Below are 19,014 nucleotides of genomic sequence, written 5' to 3' on the forward strand. Positions count from 1 at the left end.
CCGGAATCATCCTGCGGCCCTCGCGCGTCAGGCAGGAGGAACAATGGACCCATGGCACGAGGTAATCTGCGTATTCTTCTTGGGGCGGGTCCCGGGGCGGGAAAGACGTTTGCGCTGCTGGAAGAAGGCCGGAGGCTGGCCGGCGAAGGCGCAGATGTTGTTGTCGGTGCCGCTGCCCCGCGGGGCCGGACGGATAACGAAGAGCTTCTGGCAGGCCTTGAACTGTGCCCGAAACCGGAAAGCCAGGACCTGGAAGGCGGGCTGGACGTCCAGGCCCTGAAGGTCCGTGCACCGGCAATCGTCCTGGTTGACGACTACGCTGCAGCACCGGCCGGCGTAGCCCGCTGGGAGCAGGTGGACGCCCTGCTCGAGGCCGGCATGGATGTCATCTCGACGTTGGATATCAGGAACGTGGCATCGTTGTCGGACGCCGCCGCGGAGGTCACAGGCGTGCGGGAACCACACACGGTGCCGGACGCCGTGGTGCGGCGTGCCGACCAGATCGAATTGGTGGATGCTTCACCGGAGTTGCTGCGCCAGCGGCTGGCTGACGGAAAGATCTTCGGGAGTCAGGAGGAGGCCGATGCTGCCCTGGCCGGTGTTTTCCGCGTCGGCACCCTTGCGTCTTTGCGGGAGCTGGCGTTGTTGTGGCTTGCCCAGCAGGTAGACGCGGACCTGGCCGGCTACAACCAGTCGAAGAGAGCCGGCGACAGCTGGCCTGCACGGGAAAAGATCACCGTCGGGGTGGGTGGAACGGCCCTGGACCAGGAATTGGTGCGCAGGGCGGCGAAAATGCTGGCAGCGGCCGCCGGCGGGGAGCTCCATGTGGTCCACGTCCGCACCAGCAGCGACGGACACGGGACGGAGCCGGGCAAGGACCTGGAAGTGGAATCGCTGCGCCGGCTCACGTCGGAGCTTGGAGGGGTTTTCCACGCCATTGGAGGAGAGGACTTGGGGTCGACGCTTTCTGCCTTCGCCAGGAGTATCAACTCCACCCAGATTGTGCTCGGAGCGCCCTTCCGCCGACGCCGGTTCAGCAGCCGCCGTGGGGTGGCAGCCGAAGTACTGCGGGACGCCGGCGCCACCGACGTGCACCTGGTGAACCGCCCGCCTGGCCTGTCCCACAGTCAACGGCGGTCGCGCCCGCGGTTGGGACGGCGGCGGGAAATCCCGGCCTTCGCCTTGGCCCTGGGGCTTCCACCCATCCTGCAATTCATCCTCGATCTCCTCCCGCACGATCAGCTCTCCGCGGATATGCTGGTCCACCTCACTGGAATTGTGGGGGTGGCGCTGTTTGGGGGCCTGTGGCCTGCGGTTGCGGCGGCGGTTGTTGCGGGGCTGATCGTCAATTACTTCAGCGTCCGGCCCGTGGGGTCGTTGTCGGTCATTGATCCGGAAAATGTCCTGGCATTGCTGATATTTGTTGTCGTAGCGGTCGCTGTGTCGCTGGTGGTGGACCGGTCAGCCAAACTCAGCAAGGAAGCGCACATTGCCGGGGCGGAAGCCGCGGTGCTGGGTGACCTGAGCCGGCGTGCAGTCGCCGAAGGAAACAGCATTCCCGCATTCCTAAACCAGGTCCGGGAGCATTTCCAGGCCAAGGGGGCAGGACTGTGGGTGAGGCACCGGCCCGGACCAGGAAGGGGATCCGCATGGAAGCTCCAGGAGTTCTCCGGCGAAGTGCGGCCGGGTGACGTGTCTGCAGCGGACACGGCGGAGCAGTTGGACGGCGACAGGATGTTGACCTTGGCCGGTAAGGAACTGTCGCAGGACGAAAGGCGGCTGCTTTCCGCGTTCGGGGCGCACCTGCTGGCGTTGGTCCAGCGCGAAGAACTCTCCGCAAGCCAGCGTGAAAACCTGCGCCTGGCGGAAGGCAACACCATGCGCACATCCATCCTGCGGGCCGTGTCCCACGATCTGCGCACGCCCCTGGCCGGTATCAAGCTCGCCTCCAGCAGCCTGCGGGATAAGACCATTACCCTCGGACCGGGCGAGCAGGAGGAACTCCTCGCGACGATCGAGCATGGCGCGGACAGGCTGGACCGGCTGGTCAGCAACCTCCTGGACATGTCCAGGATCACGGCCGATTCCGTGGCACCGCTCATCCGCCCGGTCTACTGGGCAGATGTTGTAGGCGAGGCCCTGCGGGCGGTTGAATCGGAGCACCTCCGGGTGTTGTTACCGGACAACATGCCTCCCGTCGATGCCGATCCGGGAATGCTGGAGCGGGTCATCGCGAACCTTGTGGAGAACGCGCTCAAGTATGCCCCTGACTCCGACGTGGTGATCGCCGGCGCAGTAGGGGGTGCAGGCAGCGCAAGGATTGGGGATGTACCAGCCAGCGAACTCACCATTGTGGACCACGGCATCGGCATACCGGCTGATGACGTCCTGGCCATGTTCCGGCCGTTCCAGCGCGCCGATGACACCACCCCCGGAACCGGCATAGGCCTCGGTCTTGCCGTGGCGAAAGGATTCACCGAGGCAATGGGCGGGGTCCTCCTGGCCGAACCCACGCCGGGCGGAGGCCTGACCATGGTGGTCCGGCTGCCGCTGTCCACCGGCGTCGCGCCGGAACCAGGCATGGGAGGTGCATCGTGGCGGCAGTCCTGATTGTCGATGACGAGGTCCAGATCCTGCGGGCGCTGCAGATCAATTTGAATGCCAGGGGCTATTCCACGGTCACCGCGCTCACCGGGCATGACGCACTGGCGCAGGCAGCGCAGCATCCGGTGGACATCATCATCCTGGACTTGGGGCTCCCGGACCTGGACGGCGTCGACGTCATTCGCAGGCTCAGGCGCTGGAACAGGGTTCCCATTGTGGTCCTCTCGGCACGGCACGGCTCCGATGACAAGATCGAGGCGCTGGACGCGGGCGCGGATGACTACGTGACCAAGCCGTTCGGCATGGATGAACTGCTCGCCCGCCTCCGCGCCGCCCTGCGCCGCGGAGCGCCCGGAGACCTCCCGGTGGTCAGGACCGAGGGCTTCACCGTTGACCTGCCCAATAAGCAGGTAACCCGGCGGGGAGTTGCCGTCCGGCTGACTCCCACCGAGTGGAACATTCTTGAACTGCTCGTCAGGAACAGCGGCGCCCTCGTGTCCCACGACGAGATCCTCACCCATGTGTGGGGCCCCGGCTATGCCGGCGAAACCGCATACCTGCGTGTCTACCTCGCCCAACTGCGGCGGAAGCTTGAGAACGACCCCGCCAATCCGCGACACCTGCTGACCGAAACAGGCCTGGGATACCGCTTCCGGGAGTAAACGGGCCGGGCGTTAAGAAAGCATTAAGATCCCCGGAAACGCCCGCTGGACAGGGCCGGCCCGGTGCTACGCTCCGGTGGTTATCAGCACAGTGCCGCGCCTGAAAACGGGACCGGTGTGCCCCGTTTCCAGGCCGTAAAGAAAGACACGTCCTTGACGGCTTCCGCCCAGTTCTCCCTTCCCGCTACCGTTCCAAACCCTGAACGCGAGCTGGAGCCCGGCAACGTGTTCGTCCGCTGGCTCCTTGAACACCGGGTGCACCAGCCGGTCGGCCCGGAAGCCGCCGAGGCCCATGCCCCGCAGCAGAGCTGGTGGAAGGTCATGTGCCTCACCGGAGTGGACTACTTCTCAACCCTGTCCTACCTTCCGGGCATCGCCGCCCTGGCTGCCGGCGCGCTGTCCCCGCTCGCCACCCTGCTGATCGTGGCGCTGACACTGCTCGGAATGCTGCCAATGTATCGGCGCGTGGCGAAGGAAAGCCCCCACGGGCAGGGGTCCGTGGCCATGCTCGAACGGCTCCTGCCGTTCTGGCGGGGAAAGGTCTTCGTGCTGGTCCTGCTCGGCTTCGTGGCCACGTCCTGGATCATTACCATCACCCTGTCAGCGGCCGACGCCACCGTGCACCTGCTGGAGAACCCGTACCTGCCCCGATTCCTGGAAGGCCAGGCCGTCACGATCACCGTGGTCCTGCTCCTGATCCTGGGCGGGGTGTTCCTGATGGGCTTCTCCGAAGCCGTGGCCGTGGCCATCCCGCTGGTGGCGGTCTTCCTGCTGATGAATGCGGTGATCATCGGGGCAGGGGCCGTGGAGATCTTTACTACCCCCGGTGCTTTGAGCGGCTGGACCGGCGCCCTCACGTCCTCCGGCGGAGGCCTGGGCGGGGTCATCGGCCCGGCGCTGATGGCTTTCCCGCTGCTGGTGCTGGGACTGTCGGGCTTCGAGACCGGCGTCAGCATGATGCCGCTGGTGGCCTCCAAAGGCACTACTCCGGAGGAGAAGCTCGCCGGCCGGATCAGGAACACCCGCAAGCTCCTGACCGCAGCCGCACTGATCATGAGCGTCTACCTGATTGGCAGCAGCTTCGTCACCACGGTGCTGATCCCCGCGGACCAGTTCCAGGACGGGGGCGAAGCCAACGGCCGGGCGCTCGCGTACCTTGCCCACGAACAGCTCGGCAACGGCTTCGGCTCCGTCTATGACATCAGCAGCATCCTCATCCTCTGGTTCGCCGGCGCCTCGGCGATGGCCGGCCTGATCAACATCGTCCCGCGCTACCTTCCCTCCTACGGAATGGCCCCGGACTGGTCCCGCGCCGTGCGCCCGGTGGTACTGGTCTACACGTCCATCAGCATCCTGATCACCATCGGCTTCAATGCGGACGTCAACGCCCAGGCCGGCGCGTACGCCACCGGAATCCTGGCCATGATGGTCTCCGGAGCCATCGCCGTCACCATTTCCGCCATCCGCCGGAAGCAGCGCGCGGCATCCATCGGTTTCACTGCCCTCACGCTGGTGATGCTCTACGCCCTGGCTGCCAACGTGATAGAGAAACCGGACGGCATCACGATCTCCGCGTTCTTCATCCTCGGCATCATTGCCGTCTCCCTCGTCTCCCGCATCAGCCGCACCACAGAGCTTCGCGTGGAAAAGATCGAGTTCGACGACGGGGCGCGCCGCTTCATCAGCGACACCCTGGAATTCGACGGCCGGATCAACCTGATCGCCAACCGTCCGCAGGACCGTGATGGCGCCGAGTACAGGGACAAGGAAGCGGTGCAGCGGGAGAACAACCCCGTCCCGGGCACCGCTGACGTCATCTTCCTGGAAATCGACATCACGGACCCCTCCGAGTTCAGCGACATCCTGGAAGTCCGTGGCGTGGAAGTGGACGGCCACAGAATCCTGCGGGCCAACAGCCCGGCCGCACCCAACGCCATCGCAGCGATCCTCCTGGCCCTGCGGGACGGCACCGGCGTGCGGCCGCACGCCTACTTCGAGTGGTCTGAGGGAAATCCCCTGGCCCACCTGATGCGGTACCTCCTCCTGGGCCGCGGAGACACTGCCCCGGTGGTCCGCGAAATCATCCGCGAAAACGAACCCTGCCCGGACGCCCGCCCGGGCATCCACGTGGGATGAGCCTGCGCAGGAGCGGCCCGCCGGCGCCGGGCACCCCGAAGACTGGCCAGGACACAGCGAGTGTTGCCGCCGTCCAGAAGATGCTCCGCGACGCCAGGAACGGAAAAGGCACCGGCAGGGAAAACGTCGTCAGCCGGCTGATGTCCCATCCGGTCAGGGCGGTGCCGGTGGCGTTCCTGATGGTCATCATCGTGGGCACCGGGCTGCTGATGCTCCCCGCTGCCCGGACAGACGGCGGGGCCGAAGGGTTCATGCCGGCTGCGTTCACGTCCGTCTCTGCCGTCTGCGTCACGGGCCTCATCACCGTGGATACTGCAACGTTCTGGACTCCCTTCGGCCAGGGCATCATCCTGGGCCTCATCCAGGTGGGCGGATTCGGCATCATGACCTTGGCAACGCTGCTGGCACTGCTGGTGCGCAAGAGCATCGGCCTGCGCGGACAACTGGTGGCGCAGTCGGAGACCCATACCCTGAACCTGGGCGATGTCCGGGCCGTGCTGCTCCGCGTGGCCAGGATCATGCTTGCGTTCGAAGCCGCGACAGCCCTGGTCCTGACACTGCGGTTCTGGTCGGCCTACGACCAGAATCCTGCGACCGCCTTGTGGCACGGGACGTTCCACGCCATATCAGCGTTCAACAACGCGGGCTTCTCCCTCTATAGCGACAACCTCATCGGCTTCGCCGAAGACCCTTGGATCATCACGCCGATCTGCCTGGCGATCATCGGCGGAGGACTCGGTTTCCCCGTCATCATCCAGCTCACCCGCGGGGAAGTGGCACCGAAGGACTGGTCCATCCACCTGCGGCTGACCATCTACGGAACCCTTCTGCTGCTGGCCGCGGGAACCGCCCTGTTCGCCGCCTTCGAGTGGAACAGGAATGAAACACTGGGCCCGCTTTCCCTCACGGGAAAGATCCTCGGCTCATTCGCCGGCAGCGTCTTTCCCCGCACAGCTGGATTCAACAGCATCGATTACGGCGCCGCTTCTCCGGAAACACTCATGGTCACCAACATCCTGATGTTTATCGGAGGCGGCAGCGCCGGCACTGCAGGCGGCATCAAGATCACCACTTTCCTGGTGCTGGGCTTCGCCATCTGGAATGAAGTCCGTGGCCGGGACCAGGTCACCATTGCACACCGCTCCATCAGTTCGTCCTCACAGCGCCAGGCCCTCTCCGTTGCCCTCCTGGGCATTGCCGCCGTCATCGCAGGAACCATGCTCCTCCTGATACTCACCGACTACAGCCTCGAGAAGGTCCTCTTTGAAGCCATCTCGGCGTTCGCCACTGTAGGGATGAGCACCGGCATCACCTACAACCTGCCCCCTGCTGCCGAATGGGTGCTGATGGCCCTGATGTTCACCGGACGCATCGGCACTGTGGCGGTGGCCTCCGCACTGGCCCTGACGGCACACCCGCGCCTGTTCCGGCTTCCGGAGGAACGTCCCATCATCGGCTGATGCGGATCGGGCGGACGTTCCGGTCGACGCCCTGCAGGAAAACCAAACGATGTAATAAACACCTTCATGTTGCGTGCATCACATTCAGTCCCTACTCTGGATGAGGCTGATGCAAACGGCCATAAGCAAGAAGCTGCAGCGTCGCAGCCAATGCCGGGGAAGGCTTTACAACTTGAATTCCAAGCTGAACATTGTTGTCCGTGTAGATCTCGACCACGCCAAGGCACAGGTGATTGCAAAGGGGCATGTCACCGTCCACAGCGTCAACGCACTGTATGTAGTCGTCAAGCGCGCCAATTCCTTACGTGAAGGGCTGGGCGTGGAACTGGATATCTCGCATGCGCGGGTGGACCAGGAAGCGCTGGAAATGCTCCATGCCTCTTCCGAAACCCACCACCTGCCAGCAAAAATCGATCCGCAGCAGGCGCCGTGCACCATCAGCGTCCTGGCGCCGCGCGCTGCCGCCCGCAGGGCACACTCGCCGGCACTGATCGCCGCATAGGCGCCCCAGGCAACGGCACCCGAAGAGCCCAATCGTCGGGCCAGGGCGCCAGCCGCACACTTTCTTTTTCCTGATGTCCACGGACTGCGAGTGCAGCTGTATCCGAATAGACGGGTAGCTTCACTCCACGTCTGCTGGGAGCCCGGTACGGGCCATGTCCGCAGAGTACAGCCTCTCCTGAATACAGGGGACGCTGTACTCTGGGGTTCATGCAGACCCTCACGCATGCTCCGGTCCTGGCCCGGTTCGGTTATGCGGTGTCGGACCCGACCCGCGCCCGGATCCTCCTCGCCCTTGCCAACGGCGGCGCGTACCCTTCGGACCTGGCCGACTCCCTTGGCGTGTCCCGGCAGAGCATGTCCAACCACCTGGCATGCTTGCGCGGCTGCGGCCTGGTGGCGGCAGTACCGGACGGCAGGCGGACCAGGTACGAACTGGCGGACGAACGGCTGGGCCACGCCATCCGCGACCTGCTGGGTGTCGTGCTGGCCGTCGATCCGGCGTGCTGCGCACCGGACGGGACCTGCCAGGCATGACGGAAATCCAGATGTCGCCGGCCCCGGAACGCCGCGCCGTCCTCTCCCGCCGCATCCGCTTCTTCGCCGCCGCCACCATCACCTACAACGTCATCGAGGCGGTGGTTGCCCTCTGGGCCGGCGGGGTGGCCGGATCGGCTGCACTGATCGGATTCGGCCTGGACTCGGTGATCGAGGTTGCCTCCGCCGTCGCGCTGTCCTGGCAGTTTGCCTCGAAGGATCCGGAACGGCGCGAGCATCTGACACTGCGGATCATCGCCCTGTCCTTCTTTGCCCTCGCCGCTTTTGTTTCCGCCGAAGCCATCCGGTCCCTGGCCGCTGGGGAAGGGGCGGAGCAATCAGTGCCGGGCATCGTCATTGCGGCACTGAGCCTGGCCATAATGCCGGTACTGTCCTGGCTGCAGCGCCGCGCCGGCCGCGAACTGGGGTCCAAAACGGCGGTAGCTGACTCCAAGCAGACGCTGCTTTGCACCTACCTGTCGGCTGTGCTCCTGGCCGGCCTGCTGCTGAACGCCACGGTGGGCTGGTGGTGGGCAGACGCTGCCGCCGCGCTGGTGATCGCGGCCATCGCCGTCCGGGAAGGGATCGAGGCCTGGCGCGGCGATGTGTGCTGCACGGTTCCGGCCAGGGGCGCCATGGACGCCGGGCTGGAGGGCAGTCCCGTAGCCGGTGGCTGCTGCACGGACTACGCCACTGACGCGCCGCCTACAGGCAACGGATCATGATCAGTATTTGGGCCAGTAGTCCGGGTTGAAGCCGCTGGGGCTCGGCGGCCGGGGCGGGTCCTCCCATTGGCCGGAAGGACTTTCCGGCTGCTCTGGCTCGGACCCAGGCTGCGTCCCCTGCTCCGGCGGCGGCTTGGGTTCCCCCTCCTGCGCAGGCTCAGTATTTTCCTCGGGTTCGGTGTTGTCGTGCGCCATGTCGCTCCCTTGGGGACCGGGATAGCCCACTGCCTGAGCACTTCCAGAGTAGGTTCGAGAACGCCCGCCATGTCAAGGGTTTCAACTCCCCTACCTACCCCCTGGCGGCCGCCCGACCAAAGCATGGTCACGGGCCCTGCGGCTCGTCCTCCACGAACTCGAGCAGGTCGCCCGGCTGGCAGTCCAGCACCCGGCACATGGCCTCGAGGGTGCTGAAGCGTACCGCCTTGGCGCGGCCGTTTTTCAGCACGGCCACGTTGGCGGGAGTCAGGCCCACACGTTCGGCGAACTCCCCCACGCTCATCTTCTGCCTGGCCAGTTCGACGTCGATGCGCACCACAATGGGCATCAGATCACCGCTTCCATGTCCGCCCGGAGGTCGGCAGCCTGCCGGAGCAGGGCGCGCAGCACCACCACCACCAGGCCCAGGGCGGCGCCGGCTACCAGAATCAGGATCAGGAGGAGCGGGAGTCCGGGATCGTCGGCATTAAGGACGACGACGGCGGAAAGCGCAGCCAGCATCGTCCAGCCGGCCGCGATGGCCCAGACAATGGCATCCACCCACACCAGGGCTCCGTTGCTGAAAATCCTGTCGCGCTTGACGAGCGTCAGCAGCTTCCAAGTGCCCACGATCACCACCTGGACGCAGGCCACCTCCAGGATGAAGAAGATGGTGAGGGGCCACTGAAGGTTGGCACGGTCCGGATTCTCCTGCGCCATGTGCGCGAACTGCCCGGGGATGGACATGACCTGGAACAGGAGCAGCAGGAGGAAGGCCACCACAAGGACCATCCGGAGGGCGGTGACCGCCAGGCGGGTTATTTTCATATATCGAGTTTCAGCTACTAACTATCGAAAGTCAATCGATAGTTGTCATCAGTTGCTAGCCCAGAGAGGGTCAGGACGTCATCTGGTCACGGCGGAACCGGAGCTCCCGCAGCGCGCCGTTGAGGGGTGATCCCGCGACGGGCAGGGCGTCCAGCCGGATGCCCGCGGCCGCGGCGAGGGCCAGGGTGTTGGCTGCTGCCGCTGCCCGGGGAGGAAGCCCAATGGCGGCCGCGAACTCCTGCCAGTGCCTGGCCTTAAGTCCCTTGACCTTTCCGGCGAGGGGAAGCGCCATGGTGTCGTCACCGTAGAGCAGGGTGCAGGGGATGTCGTACATCGGCGCCACGGTCCAGCTTCCGTTCCTGCCGGCGAGGACGGCGGCATTCTTGGCGTGCAGGTCCCCGTTGCCTGTGAGCCAGGCAAAGATGAACTGCAGGTAGAGGTTCCGCACGGCCACGGCCTTTGCCCTGCACAGATCAGCAAGCGCCAGGACCAGCTGCTCGGAGGTGACGGCGTATTTCGACGCCGGCGGCAGGTTCATCACCTGCGCTCCGTCCTCGAGCGCCAGGCGCACCAGGCCGTCGGAGTGGGCACGGTCGAACCGCTCCACCAGCAGCCCGGGCGTGCCGCGCTTGTCCGTGACCACGCTGTGCCTGGCCACGGGAATCTTCAGGGCTTTGGCTCCGGTGAGATGGGCTGCCTCGTTCAAGACAAGATGCGGGTAGCTGGGCGGATCCAGCTTGAGCAGGTAGCGGCGGTTGGCAAGCGCCAGCGGGGTGGTCATCATTGAGGCGCTTGCCTTGTGCTGCACGCCCGGCAGTCCGTGCGGATCCACCGCGTCCGCCAGGTAGGAGAAGTCCAGGTCTTCGGGACGGGAGGTGTCCGCCAGGGGCTGCTGTTCCACCAGCGGCTCGCCGGCCGGGACAACCTGCACGTCGCCGGGCATGTCGGCGCCCACCGCCAGGAGGAGGCTCAGCTCATCACCGAGGCTCGTCTTCACGGCGTCCTTGAGGACTGTGAGCCTGTGCCCCTCCGGCAGGAGCCCGGAGAAGAAGGCCGGCAGCGCACCACTGGGGGATTCCACGGCATCCCCGGCAAGGGGCAGCGTTGTTGCCACCGGGCGGGAGCCGGCAGCAAGGTATTCGGCAGTGTAGGAGAAGGCCACGCTGCCGCGGCCTGTGCGGGAGAGGTGTCCGGCCAGGACGCCGGCCTTGTACACGTCTGCGCCGCGGACGAACTTCAGGCGCTGCAGGTCCTCAGTCATCAGCGGCCCTGAGGTGCAGTCCCACCGCATTGGCTGCGGCGGCAACGGTACCCAGTGACGGGTTGCCCGTCCCCGTTTCAATGGCATGGATGGTTCGGGAGGACGTGCCCACCAGGTCAGCCAGCGTGCCCTGGGTAATGCCGGCCTCCTTGCGGGCGCGCCGGATACTGGCTCCAATGGCCTGCACGTCGTCCATCTTTCCCTTTCCGCAAAATATTGCTGATTTCTGCGCTCCTCTAGGAGAGAATGCCCCACTATCCATGAAATCGCAATATATTGCGGAAAAAAGGCCAGGCATCCACTAGGCAGCCCGCCGGTCCCCTTATCGGAAGTATTTTTCAGATTTCCCCAGCATCGACACCGAAGGACCGGGCCCAGGGATTTGTTTAGCAAGCAAGAGAACCGGTCCTTGGTTGATCTTGAGGCAATCCTCGCCGGTCCTTGATCCGCCCACCGCACACTGGTGGGAGAGGGGCCTGAAGCGTAAGGCAGCAGCAGCTGGGGTCTGGGCCCGGCAACAGGCCAGGGCCGGCGGCGGAGGCGGCGGAACAGCGTGGCTCCGCAAATAGCCGCCGGCCCTCCTCTCTCACCGTCCGCGCGATCAGCCGACCAGCAGCAGTAGCGGCCTTCGGACATGGAACCCCTGCCGTCCTTCAAAGGAGGCCAAGCATTGCACCCCCAAGCCGCTGACGCACCGGCCCCTGACGGGCATAGGATTTGCTGCATGAGGATTGCCGTTGCAGGGGGAACCGGTACTGTTGGCCGCCACGTGGTGCAGGTGGCCACAGCACGCGGCCACGAGGTGTCCAGCATGAGCCGGGCCGAAGGCGTGGACCTGGTGAACGGCCGCGGCCTCACCCAGGCCCTCCAGGGCGTGGAGGCAGTCATTGACGTCTCCGGCATCCAGACCACGTCCACCAAAAAGGCTGTGGACTTCTTCACCAACGCCACCCAGAACCTGCTGGCAGCCGAGAAGCAGGCGGGGGTCAAGCACCACGTGGCGCTCTCCATCGTGGGGATCGACGGTTCAACGTCCGGCCTGTACGCGGGGAAGCTGGTGCAGGAGGATGAGGTCCGGCACGGCGGCATTCCCTGGACCCTGCTGCGCTCCACACAGTTCCACGAGTTCGTACCGCTGGCGGTGAAGATCGGGACAGTGGGTCCGGTGGTCACAGTTCCCAGGATGTTCACCCAGCCCGTGGCTGCCCGGGAGGTGGCTGAGGCCCTGGTGACGGCGGCAGAGTCAGGACCCCGGGGAAGGGTCCCGGACCTGGGCGGGCCCCGGACCGAACAACTCGCAGCACTGGTGCGCGCCTACCTGGCCAAGACCGGCCAGCGCAAAAGGATCCTTGAGGCAGTGCTGCCCGGCGCTATGGGCAAAGCCATGCGCAGCGGTGCGCTGGTCCCGGCGGCGGGTGCCGCCGTCGGACGCCAGACGTTCAGCGAGTGGCTGGAAACTGCTGAAGCCGACGGCGGCCGGGATCAGTAACGGGGTCCACGCAACAGACTGGACACTGGTTTAAGGGGGAACCATGCTTTTCGAATCGACGGACCGCTACTTCCGCAAGCTGGGGCCCCGCGGCCGGACGGTGATGTTCCAGCTGCCGCTGTCGGTCACGGTGCTGCTCGTCACGGTCCTGGTTGCCCTTCTGCACCCCGGGTTCGAGTGGTCGGGGCCGTTCATGTTCAGCCTGGCCGCGCATCTGCTGCTGCTCGCGGCCAGCGCCGCAGTGCCCTGGCAACGCCTCCCGGCGCGGGCCGTCTTCGTGATTCCGTTCCTGGACTGCCTGGCGATCGGGCTGTCCCGCGAATCAGGCGGCCAGCACCTTACCGTCCTGAGCTTCCTGCTCGTTTTTCCGGTCGTCTGGCTGGCTGTGGGCCTGCGCCGCACAGGTGTTGTCCTGGCGGTCCTTGCCACCATCCTCAGCGTGGCAGTGCCGCCGGTAATCCTCGGCAACGGGTTCACCAGCGCATCCTTCATCCGGGTGGTGCTCCTGCCGGTCATCCTGGGGGCGATCGCACTGACCGCGTTCGGGGTTGCCAACGGGCTCGCCATGCAGCGGCGCCTGCTGCATCAACAGGAAGCGGACCTCCGGGACCTGCTGGCGGCCAGCGAGGACCGCGAACAGCTGCTGAACACAGTGATGGACACTGTCAGTGTGGGTGTGTGCGCCCTCGACGGCCAAGGCCAGGCCGTACTGGTGAACCGGCACCTTGGCAGCCGCCTCGCGGACGCCATCGGCAGTGAACCGACTCCCGGCAACGTGACCGATCTTCCCGTCTACGGCGTCGACAGGAAACACCGGCTTCCCCCCGAACGGCACCCCCGCTCGCGCGCCGCCCGGGGTGAATCATTCACCGACGAACTGATCTGGGTGGGCACCGGAACCACCCAGCGCGCCTACTCGGTAACCTGCCGTCTTACCAGGACATCCGCTGGAGGCAACTCAGGCGCGGTCCTGGCCTTCACGGATGTCACCGCCCTGGTGACGGCGCTCTCCGCGAAGGACGAATTCCTGGCCAGCGTCTCCCACGAGCTGCGGACGCCGCTGACGTCCATCCTGGGCTACCTGGACCTGGCCCTGGACGAGGAGGGCCTTGACCCCGGCGTGGAACAGTGCCTGACGGTGGCCAAGCGCAACGCGCGGCGGCTGCTGACCCTCGTGGGTGACCTGCTGACCATCGCGTCCGGATCGTTGACCATCAGTCCCCGCCCGGCGGACCTCAACGACGTTGCCGCCACCAGCATCAGCGCTGCACAGCCGCACGCCGCGGCCGCTGGCATCACCCTTGAACTCGAATCAACGGGTCCGGCCACAGGACGGTTTGACCCCGACCGCCTCGGCCAGGCGATCGACAACCTGGTGTCGAACGCCATCAAGTACACGCCGGAAGGCGGAGCTGTCACCGTGCGGGTCAGCGCCGCAGGACAAGACCTCAGGTGCGAAGTCACCGACACCGGGATCGGCATGACCGAGGATGAGCTGGCCCAAGCCTTCACCCGTTTCTTCCGGGCGGCCAATGCCCACTCTTCCGCCATTCCCGGTGCGGGCCTGGGGCTGGCCATCACCCGGTCCATCGTCGAAAACCATCGCGGAACCATCAGCCTGTCCAGCAGCCGCGGCAAGGGAACCACGGCGGTCCTGACCCTTCCGGACGCGGATGCCCTCCATCCCTCCCTCGCGGCCGCCCGGTAACAGGCTCCCGGTGCCGGGTGCCGCCGTCGGCCGCCCGGACGTTCGGCGACAGGCCGGGAACGGCTACCCGCGGGCCTTCCCGCCCCTGTGCCGTCCGGCCGGGGCGCTGCCCGTGAGCGGGTGGGCCAGCCGCCAGTGCTTGCGGGAGTGGGTGCCGGCGCGGCCGGCGGGAGGGGCAGCGGTGGCCACCAGCGATGACCCCCTCCGGCGGCGGCGCAACCTGAGGAGGACGATCACCGTCAAACCCAGCCACACAAAAGCCACACCAAAGACCAGGACCAGGGACGGAATCGCATCCATGATCAAGCTTAGGCCCGGAAGCGCCGATACTCCTTACCCGTTTCCTGCGCGCTGGGTACGCGGTCAGCGGGTGGTGTACCTTCCCGGGCGGCAAAGGCGGGGATCACAGCCATAGGCCCGGCTAGCCTTCAAACGCCGCCCGGAAAGCTGCAAGGGCGGCATCCCCCGCTGCCAGGCCCGCTCCCCCGGCGGCAGACGCTTCGAGACCGACGACTCCTGTGTAGCCGGCTTCGCGGAGGGCGCCCGCAACTGCGCGGTAGTTGATCTCCCCGGTACCTGGCTCACAACGGCCCGGGACGTCGGCCACCTGGATTTCCCCCACCCAGGGCAGCGCGGCCCGGACAAGTTCGATCAGGTTCCCCTCACCGATCTGGGCGTGGTAGAGGTCCAGCATCATCCGGGCGTTGGGGTGGTCAACTGCCGAGACCAGCGCCATGGTGTCTTTGGCCCGGGCGAGCGGAATGCCGGGGTGGTCCAGGACGGTGTTCAGGTTCTCCAGTGCGAAGGCCACACCGTGCTTTTCGCCCAGGACTGCCAGGCGTTCGAGGGTGCTCCGGCCGGTCAGCCACATGTCACCTGTTGACCGGTGTACGGGGCGGACAGCCCGGCCGCCCTCCCCGAGCTCCGCCGGATGCACCACCATCCTCTCGACACCGAGTTCCAGCGCGGCAGGGATCAGCTTCTCCGCAGACGCCAGCACCTCGCCGGCGCTGCGGGGATCGGTAAGGCTGCCGCCAAAATAGCCGGTCATCGAGGAGAACCGTGCTCCTGTAGCTGCCAGGGCCGCGATGTCCCGGCCCCGGGTATCCCACAGCTCCACCTCGAACCCCTGCCCATGGATTCTCCTGACCCGCTCGAGCAACGGCAGTTCGCCGTAGACCATCTCGGCGCACACGGCCAGCCGGAAGCTCATGCGATATTCCCCACGAGGTGCTGTGCAGGTTCTGCCGGAGTGAGGACGGCAACGGATGCGACGTCCACCGGCAGGCCCGTTTCAGCCGAACGGAAGGCGGCAAGGGCTACCGCCAGGGCGTTCCGGGCATCGGTGCCACCGGGTGCGTGGGCGACGGGAGCCTCCGTGCCGTCACGGCCGGCCTTGACGGCGTTCACAAAGTGGGCGAGTTCGGCCGTGTAGGCGTCGTGGAACAGATCCACGTTCCGCCGGACCGTGGCCGAGCCGATTCCGGCAGCGGTGTAGCTGGTGGCGCTGGTTTCCTGCGGCCCTCCCGCCGTCACCATCCCCGCGGAGCCGAAAACTTCCCCCCGCACGTCATAGCCATACAGCGCATTGAAGTTCGCCTCGGCCACGGCAATGGCCCCGTTGTTGTAGGTCACGGTGACCACGGCGGTGTCCAGCAGTCCGCCCTCTTTCGCCCCGGGCGCCACCAGCGCATCGGCAACGGCATAGACGCTGACCGGAACTGCGCCCGGGTTCAGCCAGTTGAGGGTGTCGAAATCATGGATGAGGGTTTCCAGGAAGATGGTCCCGGGCGGGATCCGCCCCGGGTCGGCGATCCCGTCCGCGGTACCCGGATCGCGGGTCAAGGACCGCAGCAGCTGCGGCGTTCCCACGGCGCCGTCATCGATCAGCTTGCGGGCCGCGGCGAAGCCGTCCGCATAGCGCCGGTTGAAACCGAACTGGACCACGACGCCCGCGGCCCCGGCTGCAGTCAGGGCCTCGTCGAGCTCCTCCACCGTGCGGCCGCCCGGCTTTTCGCAGAAGGCGTGTTTCCCTGCCCGGGCTGCCGCCGCGATGAGCCCGGAATGAAAACGGGCCGGCGCGGCAATCAGGACAGCATCGACGTCGGGATCCTGGAGCACATCCGCCGGGTCCGTACTGATCTTGGCAACACCCAGCCGGCCGGCCAGGGCCTCAACAGCGGGCAGGGCCGGATCAGCAATTGCCTCCAGCCGGGCGTTGGGGATGCGCAGCGCTACGGACTCGGCATGGAAACTTCCAATCCAGCCGGCGCCGATCAAGCCGATGCGGACCGGACGGTCTTCGCTGACCGGGTGCTGAAGGTAACCCATAATTACTCCTGACATCGTCGTCTAGATCGTTCTAGTCGAACCATGATGACATGCGGTGCACGCCAGGTCTAGATCGTTCTATAGACTGTTACTCCCAGGAGGAGATATGACGGAACTGCAGCGCCGCCCCACCCTGATGGACGTCGCCAAGGCGGCCGGTGTTTCACGTGCCCTGGTGTCCATCGTGATGCGGGGTGCTCCCGGCGCCGCGGAATCAACCCGGCAAAAAGTCCTGGAGGCGGCCCGGGAACTGGGCTACCGGGCAGACTCCCGGGCGCGGCTCCTCCGGAGCAGCCGGACCAGGCTCCTGGGCCTCATTTTCTCCAGTTCACAGCCGTTCCACGCGGAAATCGTGGATGCCGCATACGCCGAAGCCTCGGCCAGGGGTTATGAGATAGCTCTGAGCGCCGTGGCCGCCGGCAGGCCCGAGGCCCGCGCCATCGAGACGCTGCTGGACGTTGGCGCCGAAGCCCTGATCATCATCGCCCCGACCCTCAGCACCGAGGACCTGGCACTGCATGCCCGCCGGGTGCCGGTGGTGAGCCTCCTGCGCGAGGATGTGGGCGGCCTGGTGGATTCGGTCAGCAGTGACGATTACGCCGGCATCCGGATAGCCGTGGAGCACCTGGCCAGCCTGGGCCACCGCCGGATCACCCACGTGGACGGCGGCACAGCCGTCTCCTCGGACCAGCGCCGGGAGGCGTATCGCGCGGAGATGCTCCGGCACGGGCTGGTGCCCGTGGTTGTTCCCGGGGGCCCGGATGAGGAAACCGGCATGCGGGCGGGGCAGGCCCTCCAGGCGGACCTGCCCACGGCCGTGATCGCCTTCAATGACAGATCGGCCCTCGGAATCATGGAGAGCTTCCGGGCTGCCGGCATCAGCATCCCGGCGGACATTTCCGTGCTCGGCTACGACGACAGCCACTTCGCCAGGCTGAGCTACGTCCAGCTTTCCTCCATCAGCCAGGACGCCCCGCTCCTTGCAGCGGCAGCCGTGGACCGCGCCGTGGAGCGGGTGGAAGGGACGCTGCCACCGGGCCGCGTTGTCCGGACGCCCCACCTGGTCCTCCGCAAGACCACGGGACACGCCGGTGCGCAAAAAGTGGGCCAAAACTAGGCTGATCCTGAGCCGGAATCTCCACTGCGCCGCCCGGGCGGCCTTCAGACTGGAAAAGGGGGTCACTCCGGTCACCTCCTTCTTCGTGCGCCGTCCCCGCCGCCGCCCTTCCACCCAGGGTGCGGCGGCACACCACCTGGAGGTCCAGTGAAGCTGTTCAGATACATCCTGTGTTTCGCCGTGCTGCTCGCCTGGGCGATTCCCGCCGGCGCGGCCCCGGCGCACGCCGCGATGGCCGCCATCACCCTCAGCCCCAACACCGGCCCTGCCGGCACCTCCGTGACCATCACCGGAACCGGGTTCCCCAAGAAGACCTCGGGGACGGTCACCGCGGGAACCGCCAGCGCCCCCTTCAAAACCAGCGCCTCCGGCTACTTCACGGCCGACCTGGTGATGCCCGAATCAGCCGAGCCCACCGTCACTGTCCGGGCCGCAACGGCGACGGCGAGCGCCACCGCACCGTTCACCGTCACCTACAGCTCCCCCTCCATCGTCGAAGAAGAGCCTCCCGCCGAGCCGGCCCCGGCCCCCGCGCCCACCAGCCCGGCGGCACCCGCCCCCGCAACCCTGCGCTTCGGCGTCGGGACTCCCGGCGGCCCGCTCGCAGCGGCCGAACTGAACGAGGTCACCGCCCTGGCAGGCGAGGCGCCGTCCATCATCCTGTCCTACAAGGACTTCAACCAGGCTCCCCCCATCACCGAACTGGAGGCGGTCCGTACCCGCGGCGCCCTCACCCTGCTGACCTGGGAGCCCTGGGCGTGGGGCGGCGGAACAGCGCAGCCTGCGTACGCCCTGGACCGGATCACCGCCGGGGACTTCGATCCCTACCTGCGCCAGTGGGGCCAGGCGCTGGCCGGCTGGGGCCACCCGGTGATGCTGCGGTTCGGGCACGAAATGAACGGCAACTGGTACCCGTGGTCGGAGCAGGTCAACGGCAACGGTTCCGGGGACTACGTGGCGGCGTGGCAGCACGTGCACGGCGTGGTGACGGCGGCGGGTGCCACCAATATCACCTGGGTGTGGAACCCCAACGTGCCGTATTGGGGGTCGGTGCCACTGGCCGGCCTGTACCCCGGCGCAGGGTACGTGGACGCGGTGGCGCTGGACGGCTACAACTGGGGTACCTCCGCCTCATGGAGCTCGTGGGTGTCCCCGTCCCAGCTCTTCGGCGACGGCCTCTCCCAGCTCCGTGCCCTGGCCCCCGGCAAGCAGATCCTGATCGCCGAAACATCCTCGGCGGAGCAGGGCGGCTCCAAAGCAGACTGGATCACCGCCCTGGTCAGCTACCTTTCCGCCCAGCCGGACATCACCGCCCTGACCTGGTTCCATTACAACAAGGAGACCGACTGGCGGATCAACAGCAGCACGCCGTCCGCCGACGCCTTCAAACAGGCACTGGCTGCCCGCCGGTAAGGCAAAAGCAAGTGGTCCCCCCGCCGTGCCGGAAAAGTAGAGTACCG

At 66.5% G+C, this 19,014-nt stretch carries 19 protein-coding genes; 11 read left to right on the forward strand and 8 right to left on the reverse strand.

Annotated features, from left to right (window positions below; genetic code table 11):
• The first annotated feature begins 51 nt into the window (after window positions 1-51).
• From AC4BCK_RS15355 to AC4BCK_RS15385, 7 genes are all read left to right on the forward strand, one after another.
• Complete coding sequence (locus tag AC4BCK_RS15355; protein WP_490566090.1) at window positions 52-2,610, forward strand: DUF4118 domain-containing protein; 2,559 nt, start codon at window positions 52-54, stop codon at window positions 2,608-2,610.
• A complete protein-coding gene (locus tag AC4BCK_RS15360; protein WP_174180169.1) occupies window positions 2,595-3,266 on the forward strand; it encodes a response regulator in 672 nt (223 codons plus the stop codon). Before AC4BCK_RS15355 ends, AC4BCK_RS15360 begins: the two co-directional genes overlap by 16 nt.
• A gap of 153 nt (window positions 3,267-3,419) precedes the next feature.
• A complete protein-coding gene (locus AC4BCK_RS15365; RefSeq protein ID WP_490566091.1) occupies window positions 3,420-5,402 on the forward strand; it encodes an APC family permease in 1,983 nt (660 codons plus the stop codon).
• Entirely contained in the window at window positions 5,399-6,862 is a 1,464-nt protein-coding gene (locus AC4BCK_RS15370) for a TrkH family potassium uptake protein (protein WP_364270949.1), read from the forward strand. Before AC4BCK_RS15365 ends, AC4BCK_RS15370 begins: the two co-directional genes overlap by 4 nt.
• A 172-nt stretch (window positions 6,863-7,034) precedes the next feature.
• Window positions 7,035-7,364, forward strand: a complete 330-nt coding sequence (locus AC4BCK_RS15375; RefSeq protein ID WP_174180207.1) for a hypothetical protein — start codon at window positions 7,035-7,037, stop codon at window positions 7,362-7,364.
• Window positions 7,365-7,573: 209 nt separating this feature from the next.
• Window positions 7,574-7,900: an ArsR/SmtB family transcription factor gene (locus tag AC4BCK_RS15380; RefSeq protein ID WP_174180174.1), complete on the forward strand. Its 327-nt coding sequence runs from the start codon at window positions 7,574-7,576 to the stop codon at window positions 7,898-7,900.
• Entirely contained in the window at window positions 7,897-8,625 is a 729-nt protein-coding gene (locus AC4BCK_RS15385) for a cation efflux transmembrane domain-containing protein (RefSeq protein WP_490566092.1), read from the forward strand. The genes AC4BCK_RS15380 and AC4BCK_RS15385 overlap by 4 nt, the downstream gene beginning before the upstream one ends.
• Here the strand turns inward: AC4BCK_RS15385 and AC4BCK_RS15390 are convergent, their stop codons facing one another.
• From AC4BCK_RS15390 to AC4BCK_RS15410, 5 genes are all read right to left on the reverse strand, one after another.
• Window positions 8,626-8,820 (reverse strand): hypothetical protein, encoded by a 195-nt coding sequence (locus AC4BCK_RS15390; protein ID WP_310108737.1) that lies wholly within the window; start codon window positions 8,818-8,820, stop codon window positions 8,626-8,628. It abuts the gene before it with no gap.
• Between the two features lie 127 nt (window positions 8,821-8,947).
• On the reverse strand, window positions 8,948-9,169 hold the full coding sequence (locus AC4BCK_RS15395; protein ID WP_174180178.1) for a helix-turn-helix domain-containing protein: 222 nt from the start codon (window positions 9,167-9,169) through the stop codon (window positions 8,948-8,950).
• The gene (locus AC4BCK_RS15400; RefSeq protein ID WP_174180180.1) at window positions 9,169-9,648 is read right to left on the reverse strand and encodes a DUF2975 domain-containing protein; all 480 of its coding nucleotides are present in this window, start codon (window positions 9,646-9,648) and stop codon (window positions 9,169-9,171) included. The genes AC4BCK_RS15395 and AC4BCK_RS15400 overlap by 1 nt, the downstream gene beginning before the upstream one ends.
• Before the next feature lie 70 nt (window positions 9,649-9,718).
• The gene (locus AC4BCK_RS15405) at window positions 9,719-10,909 is read right to left on the reverse strand and encodes a type II toxin-antitoxin system HipA family toxin (protein ID WP_490566093.1); all 1,191 of its coding nucleotides are present in this window, start codon (window positions 10,907-10,909) and stop codon (window positions 9,719-9,721) included.
• Window positions 10,902-11,105 (reverse strand): helix-turn-helix transcriptional regulator, encoded by a 204-nt coding sequence (locus AC4BCK_RS15410; protein ID WP_366283827.1) that lies wholly within the window; start codon window positions 11,103-11,105, stop codon window positions 10,902-10,904. Before AC4BCK_RS15410 ends, AC4BCK_RS15405 begins: the two co-directional genes overlap by 8 nt.
• 528 nt (window positions 11,106-11,633) lie before the next feature.
• Here AC4BCK_RS15410 and AC4BCK_RS15415 point away from each other — a divergent pair.
• Both AC4BCK_RS15415 and AC4BCK_RS15420 read left to right on the forward strand, forming a co-directional pair.
• The gene (locus AC4BCK_RS15415) at window positions 11,634-12,398 is read left to right on the forward strand and encodes an SDR family oxidoreductase (protein ID WP_310108727.1); all 765 of its coding nucleotides are present in this window, start codon (window positions 11,634-11,636) and stop codon (window positions 12,396-12,398) included.
• Between the two features lie 43 nt (window positions 12,399-12,441).
• Entirely contained in the window at window positions 12,442-14,106 is a 1,665-nt protein-coding gene (locus AC4BCK_RS15420) for a sensor histidine kinase (RefSeq protein ID WP_364408468.1), read from the forward strand.
• Between the two features lie 63 nt (window positions 14,107-14,169).
• On the opposite strand, the gene AC4BCK_RS15425 is transcribed toward AC4BCK_RS15420, so the two are convergent.
• The 3 genes from AC4BCK_RS15425 to AC4BCK_RS15435 form a co-directional block, all read right to left on the reverse strand.
• Window positions 14,170-14,406, reverse strand: coding sequence for a hypothetical protein (locus tag AC4BCK_RS15425; RefSeq protein ID WP_174180187.1), 237 nt, complete (start codon window positions 14,404-14,406; stop codon window positions 14,170-14,172).
• Between the two features lie 121 nt (window positions 14,407-14,527).
• The gene (locus tag AC4BCK_RS15430; protein WP_174180188.1) at window positions 14,528-15,319 is read right to left on the reverse strand and encodes a TIM barrel protein; all 792 of its coding nucleotides are present in this window, start codon (window positions 15,317-15,319) and stop codon (window positions 14,528-14,530) included.
• Window positions 15,316-16,437, reverse strand: a complete 1,122-nt coding sequence (locus AC4BCK_RS15435) for a Gfo/Idh/MocA family oxidoreductase (protein ID WP_490566094.1) — start codon at window positions 16,435-16,437, stop codon at window positions 15,316-15,318. The genes AC4BCK_RS15430 and AC4BCK_RS15435 overlap by 4 nt, the downstream gene beginning before the upstream one ends.
• 106 nt (window positions 16,438-16,543) lie before the next feature.
• On the opposite strand from AC4BCK_RS15435, the gene AC4BCK_RS15440 reads away from it, so the two are divergent.
• Together AC4BCK_RS15440 and AC4BCK_RS15445 are read left to right on the forward strand one after the other, a co-directional pair.
• Window positions 16,544-17,554, forward strand: a complete 1,011-nt coding sequence (locus AC4BCK_RS15440; RefSeq protein WP_490566095.1) for a LacI family DNA-binding transcriptional regulator — start codon at window positions 16,544-16,546, stop codon at window positions 17,552-17,554.
• A gap of 153 nt (window positions 17,555-17,707) precedes the next feature.
• Window positions 17,708-18,967, forward strand: a complete 1,260-nt coding sequence (locus AC4BCK_RS15445) for a glycoside hydrolase family 26 protein (protein ID WP_400618525.1) — start codon at window positions 17,708-17,710, stop codon at window positions 18,965-18,967.
• Window positions 18,968-19,014 lie beyond the last annotated feature (47 nt).

The organism is Pseudarthrobacter sp. As-47 (assembly GCF_058215595.1).

Coding starts and splice junctions, on each gene's coding strand:
- AC4BCK_RS15355 (WP_490566090.1), top strand. CDS start 52: ATGGCACGAGGTAATCTGCGTATTCTTCTTGGGGCGGGTCCCGGGGCG.
- AC4BCK_RS15370 (WP_364270949.1), top strand. CDS start 5,399: ATGAGCCTGCGCAGGAGCGGCCCGCCGGCGCCGGGCACCCCGAAGACT.
- AC4BCK_RS15380 (WP_174180174.1), top strand. CDS start 7,574: ATGCAGACCCTCACGCATGCTCCGGTCCTGGCCCGGTTCGGTTATGCG.
- AC4BCK_RS15385 (WP_490566092.1), top strand. CDS start 7,897: ATGACGGAAATCCAGATGTCGCCGGCCCCGGAACGCCGCGCCGTCCTC.
- AC4BCK_RS15390 (WP_310108737.1), bottom strand. CDS start 8,820: ATGGCGCACGACAACACCGAACCCGAGGAAAATACTGAGCCTGCGCAG.
- AC4BCK_RS15395 (WP_174180178.1), bottom strand. CDS start 9,169: ATGCCCATTGTGGTGCGCATCGACGTCGAACTGGCCAGGCAGAAGATG.
- AC4BCK_RS15400 (WP_174180180.1), bottom strand. CDS start 9,648: ATGAAAATAACCCGCCTGGCGGTCACCGCCCTCCGGATGGTCCTTGTG.
- AC4BCK_RS15405 (WP_490566093.1), bottom strand. CDS start 10,909: ATGACTGAGGACCTGCAGCGCCTGAAGTTCGTCCGCGGCGCAGACGTG.
- AC4BCK_RS15410 (WP_366283827.1), bottom strand. CDS start 11,105: ATGGACGACGTGCAGGCCATTGGAGCCAGTATCCGGCGCGCCCGCAAG.
- AC4BCK_RS15415 (WP_310108727.1), top strand. CDS start 11,634: ATGAGGATTGCCGTTGCAGGGGGAACCGGTACTGTTGGCCGCCACGTG.
- AC4BCK_RS15420 (WP_364408468.1), top strand. CDS start 12,442: ATGCTTTTCGAATCGACGGACCGCTACTTCCGCAAGCTGGGGCCCCGC.
- AC4BCK_RS15425 (WP_174180187.1), bottom strand. CDS start 14,406: ATGGATGCGATTCCGTCCCTGGTCCTGGTCTTTGGTGTGGCTTTTGTG.
- AC4BCK_RS15430 (WP_174180188.1), bottom strand. CDS start 15,319: ATGAGCTTCCGGCTGGCCGTGTGCGCCGAGATGGTCTACGGCGAACTG.
- AC4BCK_RS15435 (WP_490566094.1), bottom strand. CDS start 16,437: ATGGGTTACCTTCAGCACCCGGTCAGCGAAGACCGTCCGGTCCGCATC.
- AC4BCK_RS15440 (WP_490566095.1), top strand. CDS start 16,544: ATGACGGAACTGCAGCGCCGCCCCACCCTGATGGACGTCGCCAAGGCG.